At 70.6% G+C, this 26,251-nt stretch carries 23 protein-coding genes, 1 pseudogene and 1 riboswitch; of the genes and pseudogenes, 11 read left to right on the top strand and 13 right to left on the bottom strand.

What is annotated here, in order from left to right; translation table 11 throughout:
* Position 1 precedes the first annotated feature (1 nt).
* From Q4V64_RS38000 to Q4V64_RS37985, 4 genes are all read right to left on the bottom strand, one after another.
* Positions 2–925 (bottom strand): ABC transporter permease, encoded by a 924-nt coding sequence (locus tag Q4V64_RS38000; protein WP_124438895.1) that lies wholly within the window; start codon positions 923–925, stop codon positions 2–4.
* Positions 925–2,109, bottom strand: coding sequence for an ABC transporter ATP-binding protein (locus Q4V64_RS37995; RefSeq protein WP_124438896.1), 1,185 nt, complete (start codon positions 2,107–2,109; stop codon positions 925–927). Before Q4V64_RS37995 ends, Q4V64_RS38000 begins: the two co-directional genes overlap by 1 nt.
* Positions 2,106–3,353 (bottom strand): spermidine/putrescine ABC transporter substrate-binding protein, encoded by a 1,248-nt coding sequence (locus Q4V64_RS37990; RefSeq protein WP_124438897.1) that lies wholly within the window; start codon positions 3,351–3,353, stop codon positions 2,106–2,108. The genes Q4V64_RS37995 and Q4V64_RS37990 overlap by 4 nt, the downstream gene beginning before the upstream one ends.
* A 71-nt stretch (positions 3,354–3,424) precedes the next feature.
* Positions 3,425–4,960 (bottom strand): gamma-aminobutyraldehyde dehydrogenase, encoded by a 1,536-nt coding sequence (locus tag Q4V64_RS37985; protein ID WP_124438898.1) that lies wholly within the window; start codon positions 4,958–4,960, stop codon positions 3,425–3,427.
* A 211-nt stretch (positions 4,961–5,171) separates the two neighbouring features.
* On the opposite strand from Q4V64_RS37985, the gene Q4V64_RS37980 reads away from it, so the two are divergent.
* Positions 5,172–5,738, top strand: a complete 567-nt coding sequence (locus Q4V64_RS37980) for an NADAR family protein (RefSeq protein ID WP_124438899.1) — start codon at positions 5,172–5,174, stop codon at positions 5,736–5,738.
* Between the two features lie 57 nt (positions 5,739–5,795).
* Here Q4V64_RS37980 and Q4V64_RS37975 read toward each other — a convergent pair whose 3' ends face one another.
* Entirely contained in the window at positions 5,796–6,692 is an 897-nt protein-coding gene (locus Q4V64_RS37975) for a DUF4190 domain-containing protein (RefSeq protein WP_124438900.1), read from the bottom strand.
* 159 nt (positions 6,693–6,851) lie between these two features.
* Here Q4V64_RS37975 and Q4V64_RS37970 point away from each other — a divergent pair, with 159 nt between their 5' ends.
* Complete coding sequence (locus tag Q4V64_RS37970) at positions 6,852–7,913, top strand: adenosine deaminase (protein ID WP_124438901.1); 1,062 nt, start codon at positions 6,852–6,854, stop codon at positions 7,911–7,913.
* Between the two features lie 37 nt (positions 7,914–7,950).
* Positions 7,951–8,637, top strand: coding sequence for a glycerophosphodiester phosphodiesterase (locus Q4V64_RS37965; protein WP_124438902.1), 687 nt, complete (start codon positions 7,951–7,953; stop codon positions 8,635–8,637).
* Between the two features lie 31 nt (positions 8,638–8,668).
* Here Q4V64_RS37965 and Q4V64_RS37960 read toward each other — a convergent pair whose 3' ends face one another.
* The gene (locus tag Q4V64_RS37960) at positions 8,669–10,327 is read right to left on the bottom strand and encodes a sigma-70 family RNA polymerase sigma factor (protein WP_124438903.1); all 1,659 of its coding nucleotides are present in this window, start codon (positions 10,325–10,327) and stop codon (positions 8,669–8,671) included.
* Between the two features lie 309 nt (positions 10,328–10,636).
* Between Q4V64_RS37960 and Q4V64_RS37955 the strand changes: the two genes are divergently transcribed.
* Positions 10,637–11,812, top strand: coding sequence for a serine hydrolase domain-containing protein (locus Q4V64_RS37955; RefSeq protein ID WP_124439097.1), 1,176 nt, complete (start codon positions 10,637–10,639; stop codon positions 11,810–11,812).
* Here the strand turns inward: Q4V64_RS37955 and Q4V64_RS37950 are convergent.
* From Q4V64_RS37950 to Q4V64_RS37940, 3 genes are all read right to left on the bottom strand, one after another.
* Positions 11,805–12,326: a hypothetical protein gene (locus tag Q4V64_RS37950; protein ID WP_124438904.1), complete on the bottom strand. Its 522-nt coding sequence runs from the start codon at positions 12,324–12,326 to the stop codon at positions 11,805–11,807. The two genes, Q4V64_RS37955 and Q4V64_RS37950, sit on opposite strands and share 8 nt — an antisense overlap.
* A gap of 31 nt (positions 12,327–12,357) precedes the next feature.
* A complete protein-coding gene (locus tag Q4V64_RS37945; RefSeq protein ID WP_124438905.1) occupies positions 12,358–12,897 on the bottom strand; it encodes an HXXEE domain-containing protein in 540 nt (179 codons plus the stop codon).
* Between the two features lie 180 nt (positions 12,898–13,077).
* Positions 13,078–14,514, bottom strand: a complete 1,437-nt coding sequence (locus tag Q4V64_RS37940) for a gamma-aminobutyraldehyde dehydrogenase (RefSeq protein ID WP_124438906.1) — start codon at positions 14,512–14,514, stop codon at positions 13,078–13,080.
* Between the two features lie 168 nt (positions 14,515–14,682).
* Between Q4V64_RS37940 and Q4V64_RS37935 the strand changes: the two genes are divergently transcribed.
* The 7 genes from Q4V64_RS37935 (at position 14,683) to Q4V64_RS37905 (ending at position 21,480) form a co-directional block, all read left to right on the top strand.
* Complete coding sequence (locus tag Q4V64_RS37935) at positions 14,683–15,207, top strand: Lrp/AsnC family transcriptional regulator (protein WP_124438907.1); 525 nt, start codon at positions 14,683–14,685, stop codon at positions 15,205–15,207.
* Positions 15,208–15,209: 2 nt separating this feature from the next.
* The gene (locus Q4V64_RS37930; RefSeq protein ID WP_124438908.1) at positions 15,210–16,583 is read left to right on the top strand and encodes an aspartate aminotransferase family protein; all 1,374 of its coding nucleotides are present in this window, start codon (positions 15,210–15,212) and stop codon (positions 16,581–16,583) included.
* A 184-nt stretch (positions 16,584–16,767) separates the two neighbouring features.
* On the top strand, positions 16,768–17,508 hold the full coding sequence (locus tag Q4V64_RS37925) for an ATP-binding cassette domain-containing protein (RefSeq protein WP_124438909.1): 741 nt from the start codon (positions 16,768–16,770) through the stop codon (positions 17,506–17,508).
* Complete coding sequence (locus Q4V64_RS37920) at positions 17,490–18,959, top strand: hypothetical protein (RefSeq protein WP_124438910.1); 1,470 nt, start codon at positions 17,490–17,492, stop codon at positions 18,957–18,959. Before Q4V64_RS37925 ends, Q4V64_RS37920 begins: the two co-directional genes overlap by 19 nt.
* Before the next feature lie 110 nt (positions 18,960–19,069).
* Complete coding sequence (locus Q4V64_RS37915) at positions 19,070–19,483, top strand: VOC family protein (protein WP_124438911.1); 414 nt, start codon at positions 19,070–19,072, stop codon at positions 19,481–19,483.
* 30 nt (positions 19,484–19,513) lie between these two features.
* Complete coding sequence (locus Q4V64_RS37910) at positions 19,514–20,635, top strand: LOG family protein (RefSeq protein ID WP_124438912.1); 1,122 nt, start codon at positions 19,514–19,516, stop codon at positions 20,633–20,635.
* Positions 20,636–20,814: 179 nt separating this feature from the next.
* The gene (locus tag Q4V64_RS37905) at positions 20,815–21,480 is read left to right on the top strand and encodes an LAETG motif-containing sortase-dependent surface protein (protein WP_124438913.1); all 666 of its coding nucleotides are present in this window, start codon (positions 20,815–20,817) and stop codon (positions 21,478–21,480) included.
* 53 nt (positions 21,481–21,533) lie between these two features.
* Here the strand turns inward: Q4V64_RS37905 and Q4V64_RS55480 are convergent.
* The 4 genes and pseudogenes from Q4V64_RS55480 to Q4V64_RS37880 form a co-directional block, all read right to left on the bottom strand.
* Positions 21,534–22,266: pseudogene (locus Q4V64_RS55480) on the bottom strand (maleylpyruvate isomerase N-terminal domain-containing protein).
* A gap of 24 nt (positions 22,267–22,290) precedes the next feature.
* Complete coding sequence (locus Q4V64_RS37890) at positions 22,291–23,310, bottom strand: ABC transporter ATP-binding protein (protein WP_124438914.1); 1,020 nt, start codon at positions 23,308–23,310, stop codon at positions 22,291–22,293.
* A complete protein-coding gene (locus Q4V64_RS37885; protein ID WP_124438915.1) occupies positions 23,311–24,984 on the bottom strand; it encodes an iron ABC transporter permease in 1,674 nt (557 codons plus the stop codon).
* The gene (locus Q4V64_RS37880) at positions 24,960–26,036 is read right to left on the bottom strand and encodes a thiamine ABC transporter substrate-binding protein (protein ID WP_124438916.1); all 1,077 of its coding nucleotides are present in this window, start codon (positions 26,034–26,036) and stop codon (positions 24,960–24,962) included. The genes Q4V64_RS37885 and Q4V64_RS37880 overlap by 25 nt, the downstream gene beginning before the upstream one ends.
* 88 nt (positions 26,037–26,124) lie before the next feature.
* Positions 26,125–26,230, bottom strand: a riboswitch (TPP riboswitch).
* Between the last annotated feature and the right edge of the window lie 21 nt (positions 26,231–26,251).

Raw genomic sequence — 26,251 nt, 5'->3', positions numbered from 1 at the left:
TCTAAACCAGATCCTCCGTGCCGGACTTGCGGATGTAGAGCGTCACCATGATGAGGATCGCGGCCATGAGGATGAAGGAAAGGGCCGCGGCCGTCGGGTAGTCGAGAATCCGCAGGAACTGCGACTGGATGACGTTTCCGACCATCCGCGTGTCCGTCGAACCGAGCAGGTCCGCGTTGACGTAGTCGCCGGCCGCCGGGATGAAGGTGAGCAGCGTGCCGGAGACCACGCCCGGCATCGACAGCGGGAAGGTGACCTTCCGGAAAGTGGTCCAGGGCCGTGCGTACAGGTCGCCCGCCGCCTCGTGGAGCCGTCCGTCGATGCGCTCCAGCGAGGAGTAGAGCGGCAGGATCATGAACGGCAGGAAGTTGTACGTCAGACCGCACACGACCGCGAGCGGCGTGGCCAGCACACGGTCGCCGGAGGTCCAGCCGAGCCAGCCGGTGACGTCCAGGACGTGCAGCGTGTTGAGGGCGCCGACGACCGGGCCGCCGTCCGCGAGGATCGTCTTCCAGGCGAGGGTGCGGATCAGGAAGCTGGTGAAGAACGGCGCGATCACCAGGATCATGATCAGGTTCCGCCAGCGGCCCGCACGGAAGGCGATCAGGTACGCCAGTGGGTAGCCCAGCAGCAGGCACAGCACCGTCGCGGCGGCGGCGTAGGCGACCGAGCGCAGGAACTGCGGCCAGTACTCGCTCAGCGCGTCCCAGTAGGTCGCGAAGTGCCAGGTGACCTTGTAGCCCTCCTCCAGGGAGCCCGTCTGCACGGACGTGGAGGCCTGGTAGATCATCGGCAGCGCGAAGAAGACCAGCAGCCAGAGGATGCCGGGCAGGAGCAGCCAGTACGGGACCAGCCGGCCGCGTCTGCGCGGGGGCTTCTTCTCCGGAGCGGGCGCCAAGGGAGGCGCTTCGGTGAGCGTCGACATCAGGCCGCCTCTTCCTCGACGGTCTCGACGCCGGCGGAGCCCACTGTCCCAGCAAGCAGGGACTGGGCCGCGTCCAGGCCGAAGGTGTGCGCCGGGTTCCAGTGCAGGACGACCTCGGCGCCGGGCACGAGCCTGGCGTCGCGGTCGATGTTCTGGGCGTAGACCTCGAACTCGGGGCAGACGGGGCTGTCGATGACGTACTGGGTGGAGACGCCGATGAAGCTGGAGTCGGCGATCTTCCCGGTGATCCGGTTGCGGCCCTCGGGTATCTCGCCCGCTTCGGCGGCGTGGGTGAGGGAGATCTTCTCCGGGCGGACGCCGACCAGCACCTTGCCGCCGGTCGTGGTGGGCGCGCCGCACCGTGCCTCGGGGAGGACCAGCTTGCCGCCGCCCGCCTTCAGCACGATCTCGTCGCCGCTCTTGGAGTCGACCTCGGCCTCGATGAAGTTGGAGGTGCCGAGGAAGTTGGCGACGAAGGTGGTCTGCGGGTTCTCGTAGAGGTCGGCGGGCGAGCCGAGTTGTTCGACGCGGCCCGCGTTCATCACGGCGACCGTGTCGGCCATGGTCATGGCCTCCTCCTGGTCGTGCGTGACGTGGATGAAGGTGATGCCGACCTCGGTCTGGATGCGCTTGAGCTCCAGCTGCATCTGGCGGCGCAGCTTGAGGTCGAGGGCGCCGAGCGGCTCGTCGAGGAGGAGCACCTTGGGGTGGTTGATCAGCGCGCGGGCCACGGCGACGCGCTGCTGCTGGCCGCCGGAGAGCTGGTGGGGCTTCTTGCGCGCCTGTTCGCCGAGCTGGACGAGGTCCAGCATCTCCTCGACCTGCTTCTTCACCGACTTGATGCCGCGCCGGCGCAGACCGAAGGCGACGTTCTCGAAGACGTCGAGGTGCGGGAAGAGGGCGTAGGACTGGAAGACCGTGTTCACCGGCCGCTTGTAGGGCGCCAGATGGGTCACCTCCTGGTCGCCGAGGTGGACGGTGCCCGTCGTGAGCTCCTCGAGTCCCGCGATCATGCGCAGGGTCGTCGTCTTGCCGCAGCCGGAGGCGCCGAGCAGGGCGAAGAAGGAGCCCTGCGGGACGGTGAGGTCCAGTGGATGTACGGCGGTGAAGGAGCCGTAGGTCTTGCTGATGCCCGAGAGGCGGACGTCTCCGGTGGTGTCGGTCTTGTTCGTCACGGTGGTCACGCCCCAGTCAGCTTCGCGAACTTCTCTTCGAACTCGGTATCTTCCTTCGAGCTCAGCGAGCGGAAGGCGTGGGATTTCTCGGCCATGGCCTTGTCGGGGATGATCAGCGGGTTGTTCGCCGCATCCTTGTCGATCTTCTCCAGCTCGGCCTTCACGCCGTCGACGGGGCACACGTAGTTGATGTACGCGGCGAGTTCGGCGGCCGGCTTCGGCTCGTAGTAGAAGTCGATGAGCCGCTCGGCGTTCGTCTTGTGCCGGGCCTTGTTAGGGATCAGCAGGTTGTCGGTCGAGGTCATGTAACCGCTGTCCGGGATCAGGAAGTCGATGTCCGGACTGTCGGCCTTCAGCTGGACCACGTCACCGGCCCAGGCGATGCAGGCCGCGAAGTCGCCGCTGGTCAGGTCGGAGGTGTAGTCGTTGCCGGTGAAGCGGCGGATCTGGCCCTTGTCGACGGCCTTCTGGATGCGGGCGATGGCCGCGTCGTAGTCGTCGGCGGTGAAGTTCGCCGGGTCCTTGCCCATGTCGAGCAGGGTCATGCCGATGCTGTCGCGCATCTCCGACAGGAAGCCGACGCGGCCCTTGAGCTTCGGGTTGTCGAGCAGGTCGGAGAGCGACTTCACCTCGACGCCGTCGAGCGCCTTCTTGTTGTAGGCGATGACGGTCGAGATGCCCTGCCAGACGTACGAGTGGGCGCGGCCGGGGTCCCAGTCGGGGTCGCGGAACTGCGCCGAGAGGTTGGCGAAGGCGTGCGGGAGGTTGGACGGGTCCAGTTTCTGGACCCACCCCAGGCGGATGAGGCGGCCGGCCAGCCAGTCGGTGAGGACGATGAGGTCGCGGCCGGTGTCCTGGCCCGCGGCGAGCTGCGGCTTGATCTTGCCGAAGAACTCGTTGTTGTCGTTGATGTCCTCGGTGTACTTGACCTTGATGCCGGTCCGCTCGGTGAACTGGTCGAGGGTGGGATGGTGCTTCTCGCTCTCGTCCACGTCCATGTACTCGGTCCAGTTGGAGAAGTTGACGGTCTTCTCCTTCGCCGAGTGGTCGTCCGCGGCGACGCCGCCCTGGGTCTTGCCCGCCGCGGGGATGCCGCAGGCGCTCAGCGCGCCGAGACCGCCGACCGCGAGCGCGCCGCCCGCGGAGGCGCGCAACAGGGACCGCCGGGTCATGGCGGCCCGGCCACTGCGGAAACTGCGCCGCATGGCGGCCACCTGGGCCGGGGACAGACGGTCGGGCTCGTACTGCTCCATGCGCGTGGTGCCCTTTCGGGAGTGCCCTTTCGGGAGGGTGTGCGGCCGCGGGTCAGGCGGCCCGAATACGGCTATCGGTCCCCGAAGATCGTGCGGTGCCAGTCCTTGCGGGGCACCGCCGTGTTGTCGAACATGACGTGCTTGATCTGGGTGTACTCCTCGAACGAGTACGCGGACATGTCCTTGCCGAAGCCGGACGCCTGGTATCCGCCGTGGGGCATCTCACTGATGATCGGGATGTGGTCGTTGACCCACACGCAGCCCGCCTTGATCTCGCGGGTGGCGCGGTTCGCCCGGTAGACGTCCCGGCTCCAGGCGGAGGCGGCGAGCCCGTACGGGGTGTCGTTGGCCAGCCGGATGCCTTCGTCGTCGCTGTCGAAGGGCAGGACGACCAGGACCGGCCCGAAGATCTCGGACTGGACTATCTCGCTGTCCTGGGCGGCGTCCGCGATCAGGGTGGGCCGGTAGTACGCGCCGTTCTTGAGATCCCCCTGAGGGGCCTCGCCGCCGGTGACCACGCGCGCGTAGGCACGCGCACGGTCGACGAAACCGGCGACACGGTCGCGCTGGACGTGCGAGATCAGCGGGCCGAGATCGGTGCCGGGGGCGAAGGGGTCGCCGAGCCGGACTGTCTCCATCAGGGCGGCCGTCCGCTCGACGAACGCCTCGTAGAGGGGGCGCTGTACGTACGCGCGCGTAGCGGCCGTGCAGTCCTGCCCGGTGTTGATGAGCGCGCCCGCGACCGCGCCGTTGACCGCCGCCTCCAGGTCGGCGTCGTCGAAGACGACGAAGGGGGCCTTGCCGCCCAGCTCCAGGTGGAGGCGCTTGACGGTGGCGGTGGCGATCTCGGCGACGCGTTTGCCGACGGCGGTGGAGCCGGTGAAGGAGGTCATGGCCACGTCCGGGTGGCCGACGAGGTGCTCGCCGGCCTCCTTGCCGGTGCCGGTGACGATGTTGACGACACCCTCCGGGATCCCGGCGTCGGTGGCGGCCCGCGCGAAGAGCAACGAGGTGAGCGGGGTGAGCTCGGCGGGCTTGAGGACGATGGTGTTGCCCGCGGCGATCGCCGGGAGGATCTTCCAGGCGGCCATCTGGAGGGGGTAGTTCCAGGGCGCGATGGAGCCGACGACGCCGATGGGCTCGCGGCGGACGTACGAGGTGTGGTCGCCGGAGTACTCGCCGGCCGACTGCCCCTGGAGGTGCCGGGCCGCACCGGCGAAGAAGGCCGTGTTGTCGACGGTCCCCGGCACGTCGAACTCGCGGGTCAGCTTCAGCGGCTTGCCCCACTGCAGGGACTCGGCGCGGGCGAAGTCCTCGGCCCGGTCGGCCAGCACGGCGGCGAAGCGGTGCAGGGCGTCGGAGCGCTCGCCCGGGGTGGCCGAGGACCAGCCGGGGAAGGCCTCGCGGGCGGCGGCGACGGCCGCGTCCACGTCGGCGGTGCCGGCGAGCTCGTACGAGAGGACGTCCTCCCCGGTCGCCGGGTCCACGACCGCGTGCGTGCGGCCGGAGGTGCCCTTCGTCAGGCGGCCCGCGATGTACTGCGCACCGTCCGTGAAGCGCTCCTGGGCCGCGAACCGGTCCGGGGTGGCAGTGCCCGGCTTGTGCATGTCGCTCTCCTCCGCCGTCGCCCCGCGTTCGTCGGAGGCGGGTGGCGTAGCTCCAGCTCGATTTGAGTGCCGATCCTGACAGAGCAAAGGGCGTCCAACAAGTGATTCCGTTGTTGCCTTTTGGTTACGCGACGGAATCTGTCGACCAGGCGTCGAGCCGACGTCGAAAAGGGAGGACGGAGTGTCAGTGGTGCCTGCCAGACTCGGGCGCATGGAAAGGACCACGGGGAAGATCGATTCGCGGGAGGCCCTGGTCAGGGCGGTCCGGGCGGGGGCAAGGGTCAAGTATCTGTACTTCTGGGGGCACCGGCCGCGGCCGGACGGCCGGGTGGGACCGAGTTGTCTGAGCCAGTGGTGGCCGTCGCCGTTCTCGGCGGACGGCGTGACCTACGCGACCGCCGAGCACTGGATGATGGCGGGAAAGGCACGCCTTTTCGAAGATCCGGAAGCGGAGCGGCGCGTGCTGGCGGCGGAGCATCCCGCCGAGGCCAAGAAGGCGGGGCGCCTCGTGCGCGGCTTCGACGAGGCCATATGGGAGCGCGAGCGGTTCGGGCTCGTGGTGGAGGGCAGCGTCCACAAGTTCGCCGCCCACGACGAGCTGCGGGAGTTCCTGCTGAACACGGGTGACCGGGTGCTGGTGGAGGCGAGCCCCGTGGACCGGGTGTGGGGCATCGGCCTCGCCGCGGACGACGAGGCCGCACAGGATCCGGAGCGGTGGCGGGGGCCGAATCTGCTGGGGTTCGCGCTGATGGAGGCGCGGGACCGGTTGCGGGGGTAGGACCGGCACCTCCCCTGCGAAGGTGCCGGCCCGGGTGCGAAGGCGCCGGCCCGGGCCTTACGGGACGAACACCAGCAGCAGGATCATCCCGATGCCCAGGACGAGGCCCACCGACCCGCAGATGATGCCGGCCAGGGCCTGGCCCGGGTTCGTGGCCTCGCCTCGGCGGGCCTTGCCGCGGCCGATCGTTCCGAAGACCACGGCCAGGATGCCCGCCACGATGGCCAGCGGCCAGAGGCAGAAGCCGACGGCGCCGATGATGCCGAGCACCAGCGCGGCCGTACCCATCCCGTTGCTCGGGCCGGGTGCCATGCCGGGCCAGCCGTAGTAGGCACCGGACCCCTGGGACTGCGGGCCGTGGGCGCCGTAGCCGGGCGGGGTGGGGTAGCCGTAGCCGCCGGGGTAGCCGTAGGGGACCTGGCCGGGGCCGTCGGGGGAGATGGGCGGCGGGGGGACGGGCAGGCCCTGGGGGTGGAGCCCGCCCTGGGCGGGTGCCGCGAAGGGGCTCGCCGGGCCGGTGTTCGGGGGTGCGGCCGGGTTGGGCGGGGCGAAGGGGTTGACGGAGCCGTTCGCCGGGGCCGAGGGCGTGGGCTGGGCGAAGGGGGATGCCCACGCCTGGGAATCCACGCTGTGCGGGTGCGGCGTGCCGACGCCGGGCATCGACGTGACGGTCTGCTGGTCGTGCACGGAGGAGGCCGGCGGAGTCGACGGCCGGGTGATCGGGCCCGTGTCGGCGAGGGTCGCCCCGGGTCCGCCGGGAGGAGTCACTCCCTGGCTCTGCTGCCCCTGCTTGCCCAGATCGACCTGGGGAGCCGCGTCCTCGGGCCCCCGGTCGGCCGGCGCGGCCCACGGGTCGCGGGACGCGCCATCCGACTCACCGGGCCGGTCGGACCGACCGGGCGGTGTCGGCCGGTGCGCGGCGACGTCCTCCGGCGTCTGCGCGTCGTCGGACATGCGCGGGACCCCCCTCTGTTGTATGCCGTCATGCTAAGGCCCGACACCCTCCACCGTGACCCCGGCCTACGATGATCCCCGAGTCACCGATCAGCCGATCACCCGCGTCCCACTGCCGAACAGCCGAGCAGCCGCGGACGCCGTTCCCGGGGAGGAACCTTGACCGACCGTCTCGTCGACGCCCGCGTGCCGCGCGACCTTCACGCCTTCATCGCGTCGCTGCCCAAGGCCGAACTGCACGTGCACCACGTCGGCTCCGCCTCCCCGCGGATCGTCTCGGAACTGGCCGCCCGCCACCCCGACTCCAAGGTCCCCACCGACCCCGAGGCCCTGGTCGACTACTTCAGCTTCACGGACTTCGCCCACTTCATCGAGGTGTACCTGTCCGTCGTCGACCTGATCCGCACCCCGGAGGACGTACGGCTGCTGACGTACGAGGTGGCCCGGGACCTGGCCCGGCAGCGGGTGCGCTACGCCGAGCTGACCATCACCCCGTTCTCCTCGACCCGCCGGGGCATCGACGAGCGGGCCTTCATGGACGCGATCGAGGACGCGCGCAAGGCGGCGGAGGCCGAGTTCGGGACCGTTCTGCGCTGGTGCTTCGACATCCCCGGAGAGGCCGGTCTGGAGGCCGCCGAGGAGACGACCCGGCTGGCCACCGACGACCGGGGGCGCCCCGAGGGGCTGGTCTCCTTCGGGCTCGGCGGGCCCGAGATCGGCGTACCGCGGCCGCAGTTCAAGCCGTACTTCGACCGGGCCATCGCCGCCGGACTGCGGTCGGTGCCGCACGCGGGCGAGACCACCGGCCCCGAGACCGTGTGGGACGCGCTCACCGAACTGCGTGCCGAGCGGATCGGACACGGCACCAGCTCCGCCCGGGACGAGAAGCTCCTCGCCCACCTCGCCGAGCACCGGATCCCGCTGGAGGTGTGCCCGACCTCCAACATCGCCACACGCGCGGTCCGCACCCTCGACGAGCACCCGATCAAGGAATTCGTGCGGGCCGGCGTCCTGGTCACGATCAACTCCGACGACCCGCCGATGTTCGGCACCGACCTCAACAGCGAGTACGCGGTCGCCGCCCGGCTGCTGGACCTCGACGAGCGGGGCCTGGCCGAACTGGCGAAGACCGCGGTGGAGGCGTCCTTCCTGGACGAGGCCGGCAAGGCGCGGATCAAGGACGAGATCGAGACGTACACCTCGGCCTGGCTCGCCCCCTGAGGCATCCCTCGCAGGGGCGTCCCCTCACAATGGGCGCATGCAGACCCTGACCGCCGTGGCCCACCGCGGCGACCCCTACCGCGTCCGCGAGAACACGATCGACTCGCTGCGTTCCGCGCTCCGACAGGGCGCGGACGCGGTCGAGATCGACGTACGGCTGACCCGCGACGGCGTGCCCGTGCTGCTGCACGACGACACGCTGAAGCGGCTGTGGGAGCACGACCGGCCGCTGCTGTCGCTGTCGGCGGACGAGGTGCGCGGGCTGACGTTCGGCAAGGTGCCGACGCTGGCCGAGGCGCTGACCGCGACCGACGGCACCCGGATGATGCTCGACCTGCCGGGCACGTCCGACGTGCGGGTGGCGCGCCGGGTCGTGGACGTGGTCCGCGAGTGCGGGGCGGCGGACCGCGTGTACTACTGCGCGGACGCCACGGCCATGCTCGCCGTGCGCGCCGCCGACAAGGCCGCCGAGATCGCGCTGACCTGGACCACACTGGCCCCGCCGCGCCCCGCCCTGCTGGACGCGGTACGCCCGCGCTGGCTCAACTACCGCTTCGCCCTGGTCGACCGCGCCCTCGCCGACCGCGTCCACGCCGACGGCTACCTGCTCTCCGTCTGGACCCCCGACACCCGCCGCTCGATGCGCCGCCTCACCGCGATGGGCGTCGACTCGATCACCACGAACCGCATCGACACACTGTGCACCCTGCGCAACGGCGGCTGACCGCGCGGCCCGGCGAACTCCGGCGGGAGTCCTACAACCGCGATTCCTGAGGAACGGTCGCCGGGTCGGCCGGGGTCGCGCGAGTGACGTACTGCGGTACGGGGGTGTCGTCCTTGCCGGTGTCGCGGACGAGGCCGTAGCGGATCGCGCCGTCAGGGGGCCCGCTGTTGATGTCCTCGTTCACCGCGTTCCAGCTCGACGGGAAGACGCTCAGGCCGTAGTCGGCGCCCCGCTCGTTCACAGTGAGGGTGACGCTGCCGTCGAGGTAGAAGTACTCGTTCTGCCACATCTGCTGGGTGCCGTCCGGCAGCACGGTGTAGCCGATGTCCGGGTTGCCCATGCCCGTGGCGGAGCCGTCGGAGCTGCCCTTCACGGGGTCGTCCATACGGCGGCCACCGCCCGAGGCCACGTGGAAGAGCTTGCCCTGAAGTCCGGTCCAGGTGGGCATGACCAGACCGCCGGGCCGGTACTGGGGCGAGATCTGCCAGCGGACGAGGACATAGCCCTGGCCGGTGAACGTGACGCTGTCGCCGCGGTGGTTCATCACGGCGCGCGCGCCGCCGGTGCTGGTGATCCCCGACTCCGGCCGGTGCGGCAGGGGCGCGGGCTCGGCGTTCGGGTCCGGCGCCCGGTCGACGGCGTCGACGACGCTGCCGTACAGGTCGGCCTTCGGCCGGGTCGCCGACGGTGAGGGCGAGGGGGGCGGGGCGGCCGGAAGGGACGGTGGGGTGGACGTGGCCGTCGCCGTGGGTGTGACGGCCGCGCGCGGGGGCGGGGCGTCGGGGGGCTGCGTGACGACGTACGCGCCGCCCGCGACGAGGGAGGCGCCCGCGGTCACGGCGACCGCCGGCTTGGTCAGCGCGCCCAGCACCTTCGCGGACCAGCCGACGGAGGTGGCGGCGGACGTGGCGGCCACCGCCGTCTTGCCGCCGAAGGCCAGCGAGAGGGTGAAGCCGACCGGGATCGGGACGAGCGCGATCCCGACGAGCAGGCGCTCCGCCGGTACGACGGTCTCGCGGGCGTCGCCGCAGTAGCCGCAGCGCCGGATGTGCCGGGCCAGCCGCTTGCGCCAGACCGAGTCGGGGCGGCCGTTCCAGCGGCCGGTCAGCTCGCGCAGGTCCGGGCAGGCGCCGTCGAGGGCCCGCACGATGCCGCGCGAGGTCTCCAGGCGCTCCTTCATCCGCTGGACGCGCACGGCGGCGTGCTGCCGGCTGATGCCGACGGCCGCCGCCAGCTCGCGCCGGGAGAGCTCGCCGGCGACCTCCAGCCACCACAGCGACAGCAGCTGCCGGTCCTCGTCGTCGAGCCAGCGCACCGCCTCCGCGACCTCACGCCGCTGTCCCTCCAACTGAAGCCGCAGCACGGTGAGTTCGGCGAAGTCGGTGGCCTCGTGCGCCGCCGCCTCGTCCAGCTTCTCCGTGGACCTGCGGCGGGCCCGGTCCCGGATCTGCCGCATGGCGATCGCCACGAGCCAGGACCGGAAGCTGTCCGGGTCGCGCAGCGAGCCGAGGTTGTCGACGGCTCGGAGCATGGTCTCCTGGACGACGTCGTCGACGTCGGCGTGGCCGTTCAGGGCTCGGCCGACGATGTTGTAGACGAGCGGCAGCCAGCCCGCGACCAGCTCGTCCAGCGCCTGCCGGTCGCCGGCCTGCGCTGCCGCGATGGTGTCGCGCCATTGCCGCGTGTCCACGTCGTCCTCTCCGTCGCGCTTTCTCTCACGTTGTCTCCGCACGCACCCTCTCAGGCGGGCCGGGGGTCATGGTTATGTCGGGCGTCACAGCGTGGAGACGACGTGAAGGTGTCCGCGATAACAGTTTTTCGAGGGGGGCTTCGGGGTCCCTTAGGGGCACTCCCCCACAACACCCTTGCCCGTCACCGCACTTGCTCCGGGTTCAGCCAGGGTCCGGTGCCCTCCTTGCCGACGATCCGGGAGACACCGTACGGCCACAGGATGATCACCAACACATCCCGTACATCCGTCGACCTCTGGAGCCGCCGCATGCGCGCCCGTCGCCGCACCACCGTCCTCACCGCCTCCCTCGTCCTCGCCCTGGGCGCCGGCCCGCTGGCCGCGCCCGCGTTCGCGGCCTCCGCTCCGACGGCCGCGCACACCACGACGAGCGGCCTGGACGCCACGACGACCGGTCTGGACACCAATGCCCTCAAAGACGCACTGAAGGACATCCCGGACCAGGACGCCACCGCGGCCCTCGTCCGGGTCGGCGGCACCGACGGCACCTGGCACGCCAGCGCGGGCGTGCACGACCTGGCGAGCGGCCGGGCGGCGGACCCGGACGCCCGCTTCCGGGCGGGGTCGACGACGAAGGTGGTGACGGCGGCCGTCGTCCTGCAGCTCGCGGCAGCGGGCGAGATCCGCCTGGACAAGCCCGTGCAGCACTACCTCCCGGGGCTGTTGACGCGCGACTTCAGGCCGATCACCGTACGGCAGCTGCTGAACCACACCAGCGGCATCCAGCCGGGCAGAGCCCTCGGGAACACCTTCGACGAGGTGTACGCGCACCGCTTCGACACGCTGACGCCCCAGGAGGTCGTCGCGTCGGCGGTGGCGAAGGGACCGGAGTTCCGCCCGGGCCGCAAGCAGCACTACCTGAACATCAACTACACGATCCTCGGCCTGCTGATCGAGAAGGTGACGGGGCACTCGTACGCCTCGGAGGCCACCCGGCGCGTCCTGCTGCCCGCCAGGATGCGGGACACGTACTTCCCCGGCACCGACCCGACCATCCGGGGCCCGCACAACCACGGCTACCAGGCCGTGAAGCGGGCCGACGGCACGACGGAGTTCGTGGACGTGACGGACTGGAACCAGGCGGACAAATGGGCGGTCGGCGACATGATCTCCACGACCGCGGACCTGGAGCGCCTGCTGACCCGCCTGTTCCGCGGCGACCTGGTCCCCCGGCCGCAGCTGAAGGAGATGTTCACGCTGCCGAAGGGCGTCAAGGGCGCCACCATGAGCGCCGGTCTGCAGCGCTTGGAGCTCGAGGGCCGGGTCTACTGGCTCAAGTCGGGCGCCCGCTACGGCTACGGCTCGGCCATCGTGGCGACCCGAGACCTGTCGCGCACGCTGGTCGTCTCCGTGGGCGCGACGGACGCGAAGAGCGAGGGCATGAACCCGGTGACCGAGCGGATCGCGCGGGCGGCGCTCAAGTAGCGGGCACGAGCCCCGCGTTCAAGGTCAGCCCCTCCAGCCGCTTGATCTTCTTCCGTACGACGTACAGCGGGAGCACCCCGAAGACCCCGAACGCCATGTCGAGCACGCTCCACCAGAAGGGGATCCCCCGGATCGGCCCGCAGATCAGCGCGAGCGGGACGATCCCGGCACAGGCGATCATCCCGAACTCGACGACCCATATGTTGCGGACGGGGTCGCGATAGGGGCCGTAGAAGGCGACGGCGATGACGAGGTGCGCGAAGGCCAGCCAGTCGGTGCCGTGGAGGAGGAAGGGATAGTCGGCGTCAGCGGTGTCCAGTCCGCGCCGGACGCGCTCGATCCACTCCATCAGGGCGGGGAGGTGCTCCGGGACCGACAGCGCCCGGAGCAGGTCCTCGGTCCAGCGCACTTCATGGACCAGGGGGAAGGCCGTGGCGCCGCTGAGCACCAGGCAGACGACGAAGAAGACCAGCCATGCGCGGATGCCCTTGAGGAGGGCGGCTCTGTCGCTCATGGCGGCAGCGTACGCCTGGAGTTGAACATGTTCAAAAACGTTTCTCCACGCACTGCCCCTTCCGTCCGAGCACACGCCGCGCCACCGCATGCGACGCGACCGTGGCCGCACCGGCCAGACCGAGGCCGAGCGCGAGGTCACGGGGACGGGCGGGACGCAGCACGCCGGCGCGACGCAGCCGCCCGCGCGCCCAGAGGGTGAACGGGACGACCAGGAGGGGCGAGGTCGCGGCACCGGGTGTGTAGCCGCGTACGGCCGCCGCCTGCGCCAGGTGGACCAGCCCGTGCAGGCCGAAGCCGTTGAGCGCGGTCTGATAGGCGGCCGACCGTCCGCCCGTGGCGTGGCCGGCCGCCGACACGGCCGCGACGATCGCGGCCATCACCCCCACGGCCACGCCGAATTCACGTGCGTCGATCGACTCGGCCCGGCGCCACACCGCCTCCGGCACGGCCGGGAAACGCTCGCGCAGGGCGGGCACGTTGCGCCGCAGCCAGCCCGGCAGGGTGGCCAACTCCTCGGCGTCGTGCAGGGCCCAGACCGCCAGCAGCCCCAAGGTGACGGCTCCGCCCACCTGTTCACTCTGCGATACGTCCTGCGATGCATCCCGCGATACGTCCTGCGATACATCCCGCGACAAGTCGCTCACACCACAAGTCTGCTACAGCCCCACGACCTCGGAGGGGGAACACCGCGGCCCCGGACGGAACTTCCCGTCCGGGGCCGCGCCCGTGTCCGTCGGACCGCCGGAGGCTCACGCGTCCAGCGACGTCATCACGTGCTTGATCCGCGTGTAGTCGTCGAAGCCGTACGCCGACAGGTCCTTGCCGTAGCCGGACTTCTTGAAGCCGCCGTGCGGCATCTCGGCGACCAGCGGGATGTGGGTGTTGATCCACACGCAGCCGAAGTCGAGCTTCTTCGACATCCGCATCGCGCGGGAGTGGTCCTTGGTCCACACCGAGGAGGCGAGGGCGTACTCGACGCCGTTGGCCCACAGCACGGCTTGGTCCTCGTCGGAGAAGGACTGGACGGTGATGACCGGCCCGAAGACCTCCTTCTGGATGATCTCGTCGTCCTGCTTGACGCCGGAGACGACGGTCGGGGCGAAGAAGTACCCCTGCTCACCCACGCGCTTGCCGCCGGTCTCCACGCGCGCGTGGGCGGGCAGGCGGTTGATGAAGCCCTCGACCTGCGCGAGCTGGTTGGGGTTGTTGAGGGGGCCGTAGAGCACGTCCTCGTCGTCCGGCCGGCCGGTCTTGGTGTCGGCGGCGGCCTTGGCGAGCGCGGAGACGAACTCGTCGTGGATGGCCTCGTGGACGAGGACGCGGCAGGCGGCCGTACAGTCCTGGCCGGCGTTGAAGAAGCCCGCGACCGAGATGTCCTCGACGGCCTTGGCGATGTCGGTGTCCTCGAAGACGACGACCGGCGCCTTGCCGCCCAGCTCCAGGTGGACCCGCTTGACGTCCTTGGACGCGGCCTCGGCGACCTGCATGCCGGCCCGGACGGAGCCGGTGATGGAGGCCATCGCCGGGGTCGGGTGCTCGACCATCAGGCGGCCGGTCTCGCGGTCGCCGCACAGGACGTTGAAGACGCCCTTGGGGAGGATCGAGCCGAGGATGTCCGCGATGAGGACGGTGGAGGCGGGGGTGGTGTCGGACGGCTTCAGCACGACCGTGTTGCCCGCCGCGATCGCCGGGGCGAACTTCCACACGGCCATCATCATCGGGTAGTTCCACGGCGCGACCTGCGCGCAGACGCCGACCGGCTCGCGGCGGACGATCGAGGTGAGCCCCTCCATGTACTCGCCGGCGCTGCGCCCCTCCAGCATCCGGGCCGCGCCCGCGAAGAAGCGGATCTGGTCGACCATCGGCGGGATCTCCTCGGAGCGGGTCAGCCCGACCGGCTTGCCCGTGTTCTCCACCTCGGCCGCGATGAGCTCCTCGGCGCGCTCCTCGAACGCGTCCGCGATCTTCAGGAGGGCCTTCTGGCGCTCGGCGGGGGTGGTGTCGCGCCAGCCGGGGAAGGCCGCGGCGGCGGCCGCCATCGCGGCGTCGACGTCCGCCTGCCCGGACAGCGGCGCGGTCGCGTACGCCTCGCCCGTCGCGGGGTTGACCACCTCGGTGGTCCGTCCGTCGGCGGCGTCCCGGAACTCACCGTCGATGTAGTTGCGCAGACGACGAAGCTCGCTCACTGCCGGCCTCCTGTCAGGTCGAACTGTCCATTCCTTGAGACACCCACCCTAGTCGGCCGTCCCACGTTTTCAACAGCCCCGATCGCGCCAACGCTGCGAAATCCGCAGGTCTCACTCACGTAAACAACGAATTTCATCGATGGAGCCTTGCGAAATTGTCGAGACGTCGTGCACAGTGACGTCGTGGCCAGTCGAAGCGCAGACCCCAGGGACTCCCGGGACTCCCGCGAGTCCAGGAACGGCACCCCGCACCTGGATGCCGTCTCCCTCGCCATCATCGAGCAGCTCCAGGAGGACGGCCGCCGGCCGTACGCCGCCATCGGCAAGGCCGTCGGCCTGTCCGAGGCGGCCGTGCGCCAGCGCGTCCAGAAGCTGCTCGACCAGGGCGTGATGCAGATCGTCGCCGTCACGGACCCGCTCACCGTGGGCTTCCGCCGCCAGGCGATGGTCGGCGTCAACGTCGAGGGCGACGCGGAGTCCGTGGCCGACGCGCTGAGCGCCATGTCCGAATGCGAGTACGTGGTGATGACCGCGGGCTCCTTCGACCTGATGGTGGAGATCGTCTGCGAGGACGACGACCACCTCCTGGACGTCATCAACAAACGCATGCGCGCCATCCCCGGAGTGCGCTCCACCGAGAGCTTCGTCTACCTCAAGCTCAAGAAGCAGACCTACATGTGGGGAACCCGATAACCGTGAGCAGCGACAGCCCCAAGGACCTCAGCCGGACCGCGTACGACCACCTGTGGATGCACTTCACCCGCATGTCCTCGTACGAGCACTCGCCCGTCCCCACCATCGTCCGCGGCGAGGGCACCTACATCTACGACGACAAGGGCAAGCGCTACCTCGACGGTCTCGCGGGTCTGTTCGTGGTCCAGGCCGGTCACGGCCGCACGGAGCTGGCCGAGACCGCGTCCAAGCAGGCGCAGGAGCTGGCGTTCTTCCCGGTGTGGTCCTACGCCCACCCGAAGGCCGTGGAGCTGGCGGAGCGCCTCGCGCAGTACGCGCCGGGCGACCTCAACAAGGTCTTCTTCACCACCGGCGGCGGCGAGGCGGTCGAGACCGCCTGGAAACTCGCCAAGCAGTACTTCAAGCTGGTCGGCAAGCCCACCAAGTACAAGGTGATCTCCCGCGCGGTCGCCTACCACGGCACCCCGCAGGGCGCCCTGTCCATCACCGGCCTGCCGGGCCTGAAGGCCCCCTTCGAGCCGCTGGTGCCGGGTGCGCACAAGGTCCCGAACACGAACATCTACCGGGCGCCCCTGTTCGGTGACGACCCGGAGGCCTTCGGCCGCTGGGCCGCCGAGCAGATCGAGCAGCAGATCCTGATGGAGGGGCCGGAGACGGTCGCCGCGGTCTTCCTGGAGCCGGTGCAGAACGCCGGCGGCTGCTTCCCGCCCCCGCCCGGCTACTTCCGGCGAGTGCGCGAGATCTGCGACCAGTACGACGTGCTGCTGGTGTCGGACGAGGTCATCTGCGCGTTCGGCCGCCTGGGCACGATGTTCGCCTGCGACAAGTTCGGCTACGTCCCGGACATGATCACCTGCGCCAAGGGCATGACCTCGGGCTACTCCCCGATAGGCGCGTGCGTCATCTCGGACCGCCTCGCCGAGCCGTTCTACAAGGGCGACAACACCTTCCTGCACGGCTACACCTTCGGCGGTCACCCGGTCTCCGCGGCCGTGGGCGTGGCGAACCTCGACCTGTTCGAGCGCGAGGGCCTCAACCAGCACGTGCTCGACAACGAGGGCGCGTTCCGCGCCACCCTGGAGAAGCTGCACGACCTGCCGATCGTGGGCGACGTGCGCGGCAACGGCTTCTTCTACGGCATCGAGCTGGTGAAGGACAAGGCGACGAAGGAGTCCTTCGACGCGGAGGAGACGGAGCGGATCCTCTACGGCTTCCTCTCCAAGGCCCTCTTCGACAACGGCCTGTACTGCCGTGCCGACGACCGCGGCGACCCGGTCGTCCAGCTGGCGCCGCCGCTGATCTCCAACCAGGACACGTTCGACGAGATCGAGCAGATCCTGCGCGCGACGCTCACGGAGGCGTGGACGAAGCTGTAGCCTCCGGCGATTCCGCGGCCCGGGATGCCCCCGTACGAGTGAGATGGGTGCGTCCCGGGCCGCGTGCTGTCCGGCGTTCCCGCCCCGGATCCTTAGCGTGCCCTGTAACCGATCGCCCCTGCCTTCGTTCCCCCGCACGGGGGATTGGCAAAGGGAATTACGGATCTGAACGAGGTGTACGCCCATGGAGGCCCCGCCGGACAACGACGTGCTCTGGGCACGGTCACTGCACTTCACCCACCGCGACGGCTCCCCCGGGCTGGCCGGTGTCTCGCTCGGCGTCCGTGAGGGAGAGATCCTCGCCGTCGGCGGCCCGCGCGGCAGCGGCAAGACGACCCTGCTGCGGTGCCTGTCCGGTCTGGTCCCGGCACATCGCGGCGAGATCTGGTTCAACAGCGCGCCCGTGCACACCATGGGGCTGATGGCCCGCGAGCGCCTGCGCCGCGACCGCTTCGGCTGGATCGACCCGGTCCCCACCCTCGTCCCCGAGCTGAACGTCTGGGAGAACGCGGCCCTCCCCCTGATGCTGCGGGGCACCAGCCGCCGCCGCGCCAAGACGGCCGCCATGGAGTGGCTGGAGCGCCTGGACATCGGCGACAGCACCCGCAGACGTCCGCACGAACTGCGCCAGGCGGAACGCCAGCGCGTGTGCGTCGCGCGGGCTCTGGCCCCGGCCCCCACGGTGCTGTTCGCCGACGAACCGACGGCCCCCCTGTACCGCGAGGACCGCGTCCAGGTGCTGCGCACCCTCACCACGGCGGCCCGCTCCCACGGCATCACGGTGGTGTTGGCCACCCACGACGCGGACACGGCGGCCCACGCCGACCGGACGGTGTCCCTGCTGGACGGACGGCGTGTGAAGACCCTTCACCTGCCCCCGGTCACCGAGACGGAAGGCCGGGCCACGTGCTCGCTCTCCGCGTGACCCGCAGCGCCCGCCCGGCCGTCCAGCTCCGCCGCCTGATGGTGGTGGCGGCATCCGCCGGCACGGGCTTCCTCCTCCTGTGCACCCTCGGCTACGCCCTGAGCCACCCGGACTCCGCCGACGCCTCCCTCCTGCGCCTGGCCTGGTGCGCGACCCCGCTGGCCGCGACGGTCCACTTCGCCGTGGCGGTCGCCCGCACCGACCCGGCGGCCAAGACCCGCTCCGGCCTCTCGGCGATCGGTCTCGGCCCGGCCCGCCTGATGGCCGTCTCGGCGACGACGACGGCCCTGTCCTGCACGCTCGGCTCGATGCTGGCGCTGCTGGTCTTCCTCCACCTCCGCGGAGACCTGACGGGCATGCCGTTCGACGGCGCGGCAGCGGACTTCCTGGCAGCGGAGGAGTCCTTGCCGCTGCCGGCGGCCCTGACCCTGCTGACGCTGGTACCGACGATCGCGTCGCTGGCGGTGGGGGTGGCACTGAGGCCGAGGGACGACAGGCCGACGGCACCGGCACGCGCCGGGATCCGGTCGTACGGCCGCTTCGGCGCGTACGGCATGTCGGGGATGCGCGAGACATTCGGAGCCTACGGCCGCTTCGGCGCACGCCGACGCCCCACCACGGACAGCCGCCGCCGTCAGGCCGCCGGCAGTCGTGCCGCTGATACGGCACCCGTTCATGAAGCGCCCGTTCATGAGGCGCCCGTTCATGAAGCGCCCGTTCATGAAGCGCCCGTTCATGGGAAAGACGGCACCCCGCAGGAGCCGGATCGCGCGACCGACCCCACAGCCGCCACCCCGGACGACGACACCGCCGACCTGAACCCCAGCGTCCTCCCCCAACCACCCCGGGAAGCCCCCCGAGGCCTCCCCTGGGGCATCGCCGTCCTCACCGCGGGCCTGGCCGTAGGGGCATACGCCGGCCGCACCGAGCACGTCACCAACCCCACCATGCCCGGCGGCCTGGGCGGAGCCCCTTCCGTCCTCGTCGGCTGGGCCCTCACCGCCCTCGGCCTGGCCCTCGCCGGCCCCGGTCTCACCCACCTCTGCGGCCGCCTCCTCCAGACCGCCCGCCCCGGCGCCCTCCGCCTCCTCGCCGGCCGGATCCTCATGGCGGAAGCCACCCGCATCGGCCGCCCCCTCGGCGTCGTCTGCGCGGTGGCGTCGGGGACGTACGCCATGACCGCGCTGTACGACACGGACGGACCGTCGTTCGGCCCGCTCACCACCCTCGGCCTGCTCCTGGTCACCGGCTGCACGGTCGCCACGCTCCTCACCGCCGCCGTGGAGGCCAAGCACACCCGCGCCGACACCACGGCCGCACTGGTCCGGCTCGGCGCCCCCACGACGATGCTGCGCAGCGCCGCCGCCCTCCGCGCGAGCGCGCTGCTGACCCTGTTCGGCCCGCTCACGCTGATCGTCGCCGAGCTTGCGGCACTCCCGCTGGCCCGCTGAGAACCCGTGCGGAAAACTCGTAAGAAGAAAATCTCCGACGGCCGATGAGTTCCGGCGAGGTGCCCGGTCTACCCCACCGAACAGCACGGCACCCGATGGGAGAGACCACAATGACCGCGTACCAGCAGATGATCTTCGTGAACCTGGCCGTGAACGACCTCGACGCCTCGAAGAAGTTCTTCACGGAGCTCGGCTACACGATCAACGCGCAGTTCAGCGACGAGAACACCGCCTCCGTCGTGATCAGCGACACGATCGTCGCGATGGTGCACACCAAGGAGCGCTACGCCGAGTTCACGAAGAAGGAGCTCGTGGACGCGAAGAAGAGCAGCGAAGTGCTGCTGGCGCTGAGCGCCGAGAGCCGCGAGAAGGTCGACGAACTGGTCGAGAAGGCGCTCGCGGCGGGGGGCTCCCTTGCGGGGGAGACGCAGGACCACGGCTTCATGTACGGCCGCTCCTTCGACGACCCGGACGGCCACACCTGGGAGGTCGTCTGGATGGACGCGTCGGCCGTCGAGGGCTGAGCCCCGCTGTGCTGTGCCTAGCATGGGCGGGTGCAGACGATGCCCGCCCATGCGGCCCACCACAGCGACCGTGAGATCGAGACCCTCGAGGAGTTCGACGCGACCGTCTCGGCTCGCGGCACGCTCGCCGGATTCCGTGTCCAGGCCGTCGATCTGACGGACCGTACGCGGGAGTTGCTCACCACGGACACGGCCGGCGCCGTCTTTCTCGGCTGCTCCATGCGTCAGGACGCGGCCGCCAAGATCCGCGCGGACGGCGCCATGGTCTTCCCGCCCGTCCCCGACCTGCCCTTCGACCCGTACCGGGGCCTGGTCTACTCGCCCGACGAGCTCTTCGAGTTCCTGGCGGACGGCTACGAAGCCACACCTGACGCCCGCGCGTACGCCTGGTTCCAGCGGACCAAGGCCGACGGCGACATCTTCGCCTCGATGCTGCGCGCGATCCACGACGACTCCGTCTCCGACGCCCTCGACGAACTCCTCGTCGGCGCCCGGGTGGTGGGCGTGATGGGCGGCCACGCGATGGCCCGTGGCACGGAGGCGTACGCCGGTGCCGCGCGCCTCGGCCGGGAACTGGCCCGCGCCGGGTTCACGGTGGCCACCGGCGGCGGGCCGGGCGCGATGGAGGCGGCGAACCTCGGCGCGTACGCGGCCCCGTTCGACGACGAGATGCTGGCCGAGTCGCTCCGACTCCTGGCCAAGTCGCCGAAGTTCACGCCCTCGATCACCGAGTGGGCGAGGGCCGCCTTCGAGGTGCGGACCCGCTGGCCGAGGGGCGGCCCCTCCGTCGGCATCCCCACCTGGTTCTACGGCCACGAGCCGCCGAACGCCTTCGCGTCGCACATCGCCAAGTACTTCGCCAACGCCACCCGCGAGGACGGCCTGCTGGCCCGCTCCACCGCGGGTGTGGTGTTCCTGCCGGGAGCCGCCGGCACCGTACAGGAGATCTTCGACAACGCGACGCCGAACTACTACGAGTCGCGGGGCGAGCCCACGCCGATGGTCCTGGTCGACCGCGCCCACTGGACGGAGAAGCTCCCCACCTGGCCCCTGCTCCGGGCGCTCGCGCGGGAGCGGTCGATGGAGTCGCGTATCGCCCTCGTTGACCGGATCGAGGAGGCTCCCGAGGCTTTGAAACGTCTCGGTCGTTAATAAGACGGCAAAGCCGACGCTCGCAGCCCCCGTTTGCGTTGACACTCCTTATGCAGCGCTTATAGACCTGTGAGACTCGTGGGGATGCTGATGCCACATCACCACCCCATCCACCCCCCGCAGTTGCGTAACCGTAAAGGACAAACGTGTCCATAACTCGCCGTACCGTCGCACGTTCCGTGCGCATCCTCGGTGTCGCCTCCGCCTCGGCCGCGCTCGCGCTCGGCGCCGCCGGCACCGCGCTCGCCTGCACCATCAACGACTTCTCCGCCGAAGCGAAGTGCGACGGCAACAAGGGCGTCATCACCGTCACCGACGTGGACCCCACCGGTGTTCCGGCAACCGTCTCCGTGTACCTCGAGAACAACGGCGCCGATGTGAAGAAGGTCGGCGAACAGGTGGTCGAGGGCTCGAGTGCAGGCGTCACCGTCACCTTCAAGGAGAACTGGAAGCCGAACGCCGAGTACCGCGTCCACGTCAAGGCCGCGGGCTACGTCGACGAGGACATCGAGCCGAACCTGAGCACCCCTGCGACGGCCTGCAAGGCGGACGAGAAGCCGACCCCGACGCCGACACCCACCCCGACGCCGTCGGACACCACCTCGCCCCCGGCGGCCGAGGAGCCCGGCACGCCGACCCCGACGCCCTCGAAGAGCGAGAGCACCACGCCCGCGGCGGCCACCCCGAGCAACGTGCCCTCCCCGGCGGCCGGTGACTCCAACCTCGCCGAGACGGGTTCCTCCAACACCGGCATCATCGCCGGCATCGCGGTCGTCCTGGTCGCGATCGGCGGCGGCGCCGTGTTCTACGGCATGCGCCGTCGCGGGTCGAGCGGCAACCGCTGACGCCCGCTCCGCACATCAGGCCCGTCCCCGCTCAGGGGGCGGGCCACCGTCGCTCACCCGAAGGTCGCCCGCTCCAGCCAGAACTCCAGCAGCTCACGCTCGCCGAGCACCTCCACCTCCGGGCTGTCCAGCGGCAGTCGACGGTAGAAGGCGAGCAGTACGGCGGTGAGCGGGCCCCGCAGGGCGACGGTCGCCTTCTCATGACCGCGCCGCCAGGCGAGGACGCCCTCGGTGAGCTCGACGAACCTCCCCCACCCTTCGGGCGGGGGGACCCCCATCTCGCTTCGCTCGGCGTTCAGCTCGGGGGTGCCGTCGGTGGCGTGCAGATGGATGCTGCGCCCGGGCCCGCGCAGCTCGACGGCCGCGTCGTCCGGCATGGTCCGCTGAGAGAACTCCACGATCCGCAGCCACTCGTCGATCGCATCGGCGGCCACCTCCGGCGCGACCTCGTAGGGCAGCCCGGCGGCAGGCGATGGTGAATCTCGCGCAGCTGCGGGCAGTCGTGCCGCTGGGGCGGCTCCCGACCCACAGAGAGCGGCACCCCGCCAGCGCGGGCGAGCGAAACCCACCCGAGCCCAGCCAAAGTGCCGGGCACCACAAAACCAACGGTTGCGGCCCGGCTTAACGCAGGGCGCCGCCCGTATGCCGTACGAGCTGTTCCAGCGACCAGTCCGGGCAGGTCGGCACGGTGGCGGACAGATCGGCCCCGGACGTCACGACGGCCCTCAACCGGCCGACCTGGTCGGCGATCTCGGCGCAGTAGCGATCATGTGAGAGCAGCGTCATGCCCGCACCCTATGCGCCCCCGGATCACCCGAGCACGACGATTTCGTCCCCGTCGAACTCCACCCCCACCACGTCCCCCACCTCCGGCGCCTCCCGCAGCGCACACGCCGCCTCCAGCCGAGGCGCGTCCTCCGGCTGAAGGTGTACGGCGACATGGGTGCCCTTGAAGGTCCGCGCGGCCACCGCACAGCGCAGCCCCTCCTCCGCGCCCACGAGCCGTACCCCCGCGGGCCGCACCAGCACGCGACGCACCCCCTGCGCGGCCCCCGCGGGGACCGGCACCTTGCCCCACGGCGTGTCCGCGGCCTCCCCGGCGACCGTCCCCTCGACCACGTTCTCGAAGCCGAGGAACCGGGCCACGAACTCGTCCGCCGGCCGCTGCCAGACCTCAAGGGGGGTACCTGACTGGGCGATCCGCCCGTCCCGCATGACCACGACCCGGTCGGCGAGCGCGAAGGCCTCGCCCTGGTCGTGCGTCACGGCGAGCACGGTGGTGCCCAACCGGCCGAAGAGCTCCCGGAGTTCGACGACCAGCCGTTCCCGCAGCGAGCGGTCCAGTTGCCCGAGCGGCTCGTCGAGCATCAGCAGCCACGGCCGGGGCGCGAGGGCCCGGGCCAGCGCCACCCGCTGCTGCTCACCGCCGGAGAGCGCGGCGACGGCTCGGCGTCCGGCACCCGGAAGCCCGACCAGTTCCAGCAACTCCCGTACGCGCTCGTCCTGTTGGATCTTCGGCACCGCGTGCATCCGCAGCCCGAACGCCACGTTCCCACCCACGTCCCGCTGCGGAAACAGCTGATGGTCCTGGAACATCAGCCCGACCCCCCGCTTGTGTGCGGGCACGCCCGCCTGGTCGCGCCCGTCGAGCAACACCCGCCCGGCATCCAGGGGTTGCAGCCCGGCCACCGCCCGCAGCAGCGTCGACTTGCCGCTGCCACTGGGCCCCAGCACGCACACCACCTCGTGCTCGGCGACATCGAGCGCGACCCCGTCCAGCGCGGCCCACCCGCCGAACCGTACCGTCGCGTCCTCAAGGCTCAGCAGCATCTAGAACTCCCCGGTCCGGTCGGTGCGCAGCCGCTCCAGCACCAGCAGCGCCACCGCGCACACCACCATCAGAATCGTGGAAAGGGCCATCGCCTGGCCGTAGTTGAGTTCGCCCGCCCGTCCCAGCAGCCGCGCCACGGCGACCGGCAGCGTCGGATTGTCGGGCCGCGCGATGAACACCGTCGCCCCGAACTCCCCCAGCGACACGGCGAACGCGAACCCCGCCGCGATCAGCAGCGCCCGCCGCACCATCGGCAGATCGACCTCGCGCCACACCCGCCAAGGCGATGCCCCGAGCACCGCCGCCGCCTCCCGCAGCCGCTGGTCCACCGCCCGCAGTACGGGCAGCATGGTCCGTACGACGAAGGGGACCCCGACCAGCGCCTGCGCGAGCGGCACCAGGATCCAGGAGGCCCTGAGGTCCAGCGGCGGCTCGTCGAGGGCGATCAGGAACCCGAACCCGACGGTCACCGCGGACACCCCGAGCGGCAGCATCAGCAGCGCGTCGAAGCCGCGCACGAACCGGCCCGCGTCCCGCCGCGTCAACGCTGCCGCGGCCAGACCGCCGATCACCAGGGCGATGACGGTGGCGGCGACGGCGTACCGCAGTGAATTGCCGATCGCCTCGATCGGCGGGACAAGGAAGATCCCGCCGGCGTCACTGGTCAGCGCCCGGTAGTAGCCGAAGTCGGGCGCGTCGAGGGACCGCTGCACCAGCACGGCGAGCGGCAGCAGAAGCAGCACGACGACGGTGGCGAGGACGCCGGCCAGCAGCAACCACTGCCCGGTCCCGCGCGGCCGGCGCGACGTCACGGACGCGTCCACCAGGCGCAGGGCGCTCTCCCGCCGCCGTACGGTCCACGCGTGCACGGCGAGGATCGCGCCCACCGCGACGAACTGGATCAGCGTCAGCACGGCGGCCGAGGACAGGTCGAAGATCTCGGAGGTCTGCCGGTAGATCTCCACTTCGAGGGTCGAGAAGGTCGGCCCGCCGAGGATCTGCACGACACCGAAGGACGTGAAGGTGAAGAGGAACACCATGAGCGCGGCGGCGGCCACGGCGGGCGCGAGCGCGGGCAGGGTGACCGTCCGCCAGGCCCGCATACGGGACGCGCCGAGCATGCGCGCGGCCTCCTCCTGGCGCGGGTCCAGCTGCGCCCAGAGCCCGCCGACCGTCCGTACGACCACCGCGTAGTTGAAGAAGACGTGCGCGAGCAGGATCGCCCACACCGTCGTGTCGAGCCGTACGCCCCACAGCTCGTCCAGCAGCCCGCCGCGGCCGACGAGGGCCAGGAACGCCGTACCGACGACGACGGTCGGCAGCACGAAGGGGACCGTCACCACGGCCCGCAGGATCTGCTTGCCGGGGAAGTCGAAGCGGGCGAAGACATACGCGCCGGGCAGCGCGACCAGCAGCGTCAGGGCGGTGGAGGCGAGCGCCTGCCAGGTGGTGAACCACAGGACGTGCCGGATGTCGGACTGCCCGAGCACATCCCACAGACGCGCGAACTGCCACGCCCCGTCGACCCGCAGACCGCGCGCGACGATCGCGGCGACGGGGTAGGCGAAGAAGGCCGCGAAGAACGCGACGGGCACGGCCATGAGGCCGAGCCGCGCCGCCGTGCTCTTCCCGGGGCCCTTGCGCGGGGCTACTTCAGTACGAGCGAGGTCCACGACTTGACCCACTGGTCACGGTTCTCGGCGATCTCGGCCGGGTCCATGGTCTGAGGATCCTTGGCCTGCGGCCCGTACTTCGTGAACTCGGCCGGCACCTGGGCGCCCTGGCGCACCGGGTAGACGAACATGTTCAGCGGCATGTCGTCCTGGAACTCCTTGGTGAGCAGGAAGTCGAGGAGCGCCTTGCCGCCCTTGGCGTTCGCGGCGTTGCTCAGCAGGCCCGCGTACTCGACCTGCCGGAAGCAGGTGCCGGTCGCGACACCCGTGGGCGCGGTCGTCGGCTTCGGGTCGGCGTAGATCACCTCGGCGGGCGGCGAGGAGGCGTAGGAGACGACGAGCGGCCGGTCGGCGCCGGTCTTCTTGCCGGTGGAGGAGCCGGAGAACTCCTCGTTGTAGGCCTGCTCCCAGCCGTCGACGACCTTCACGCCGTTGGCCTTCAGCTTCTTCCAGTAGTCCGGCCAGCCGTCGTCGCCGTACTTTGCGGCGGTTCCGAGCAGGAACCCGAGCCCCGGCGAGGAGGTGGAGGCGTTCTCCGTGACGAGCAGGTTCTTGTACTCGGGCTTGATCAGGTCGTCGAAGGAGGTCGGCGGGGTCAGCTTGTGCTTGCTGAAGTACGCCTTGTCGTAGTTGACGCAGATGTCGCCGGTGTCGATCGGCGTGACCCGGTGCTTGTCCTGGTCGACCCGGTACTCGGGCAGGACCTGGTCGGAGCCCTTCGCCTCGTACGACTGGAAGAGCCCGTTGTCGAGCGCCCGCGACAGCAGGGTGTTGTCGACGCCGAAGAAGACGTCGCCCTGCGGGTTGTCCTTGGTGAGGATGGCCTTGTTGACGGCCTGCCCGGCGTCGCCGTCCTTGAGGACCTTGACCTTGTACCCGGACCGCTTCTCGAAGTCCGCGAGGACGTTCTTCGACACGGCCCACGAGTCGTGGCTGACGAGGGTCACGGTCTTGGAGTCGGAGCTGCCGGAGTCGGACGACGACCCGCAGGCGGCCAGCCCGACCATGCCCAGCCCGACGACCAGCACCGTGGCCTTTTTGGTGATGCTCACTGAATTCCTCCTGGGGTTGACCAGGAAGAGACGCGGCCCTGCCCGGGAACCTCGGAGAATCCGAAGGTTCCCGGGCAGGGCGCAACAGCTCGAGTGATGACCGAACTTCCTACCCAGAATGACCTGGGCGAGGTTCAGAGGGTCTGCGGCCGGTGCCGCACTCTCAGCGCTGTGGCGCTCCCCTGTCGGAATATGAAGATGTACTTACGCGGGTC

It is taken from the genome of Streptomyces sp. NL15-2K, from assembly GCF_030551255.1.
Classification (GTDB): Bacteria; Actinomycetota; Actinomycetes; order Streptomycetales; family Streptomycetaceae; genus Streptomyces.
This window is presented reverse-complemented; position numbering and strand designations above follow the sequence as displayed.

Coding starts and splice junctions, on each gene's coding strand:
- Q4V64_RS37980 (WP_124438899.1), top strand. CDS start 5,172: ATGGAAAGGACCACGGGGAAGATCGATTCGCGGGAGGCCCTGGTCAGG.
- Q4V64_RS37890 (WP_124438914.1), bottom strand. CDS start 23,310: ATGCTGCTGAGCCTTGAGGACGCGACGGTACGGTTCGGCGGGTGGGCC.
- Q4V64_RS37965 (WP_124438902.1), top strand. CDS start 7,951: ATGCAGACCCTGACCGCCGTGGCCCACCGCGGCGACCCCTACCGCGTC.
- Q4V64_RS37915 (WP_124438911.1), top strand. CDS start 19,070: ATGACCGCGTACCAGCAGATGATCTTCGTGAACCTGGCCGTGAACGAC.
- Q4V64_RS37975 (WP_124438900.1), bottom strand. CDS start 6,692: ATGTCCGACGACGCGCAGACGCCGGAGGACGTCGCCGCGCACCGGCCG.
- Q4V64_RS37925 (WP_124438909.1), top strand. CDS start 16,768: ATGGAGGCCCCGCCGGACAACGACGTGCTCTGGGCACGGTCACTGCAC.
- Q4V64_RS37985 (WP_124438898.1), bottom strand. CDS start 4,960: ATGCACAAGCCGGGCACTGCCACCCCGGACCGGTTCGCGGCCCAGGAG.
- Q4V64_RS37950 (WP_124438904.1), bottom strand. CDS start 12,326: ATGAGCGACAGAGCCGCCCTCCTCAAGGGCATCCGCGCATGGCTGGTC.
- Q4V64_RS38000 (WP_124438895.1), bottom strand. CDS start 925: ATGTCGACGCTCACCGAAGCGCCTCCCTTGGCGCCCGCTCCGGAGAAG.
- Q4V64_RS37955 (WP_124439097.1), top strand. CDS start 10,637: ATGCGCGCCCGTCGCCGCACCACCGTCCTCACCGCCTCCCTCGTCCTC.
- Q4V64_RS37990 (WP_124438897.1), bottom strand. CDS start 3,353: ATGGAGCAGTACGAGCCCGACCGTCTGTCCCCGGCCCAGGTGGCCGCC.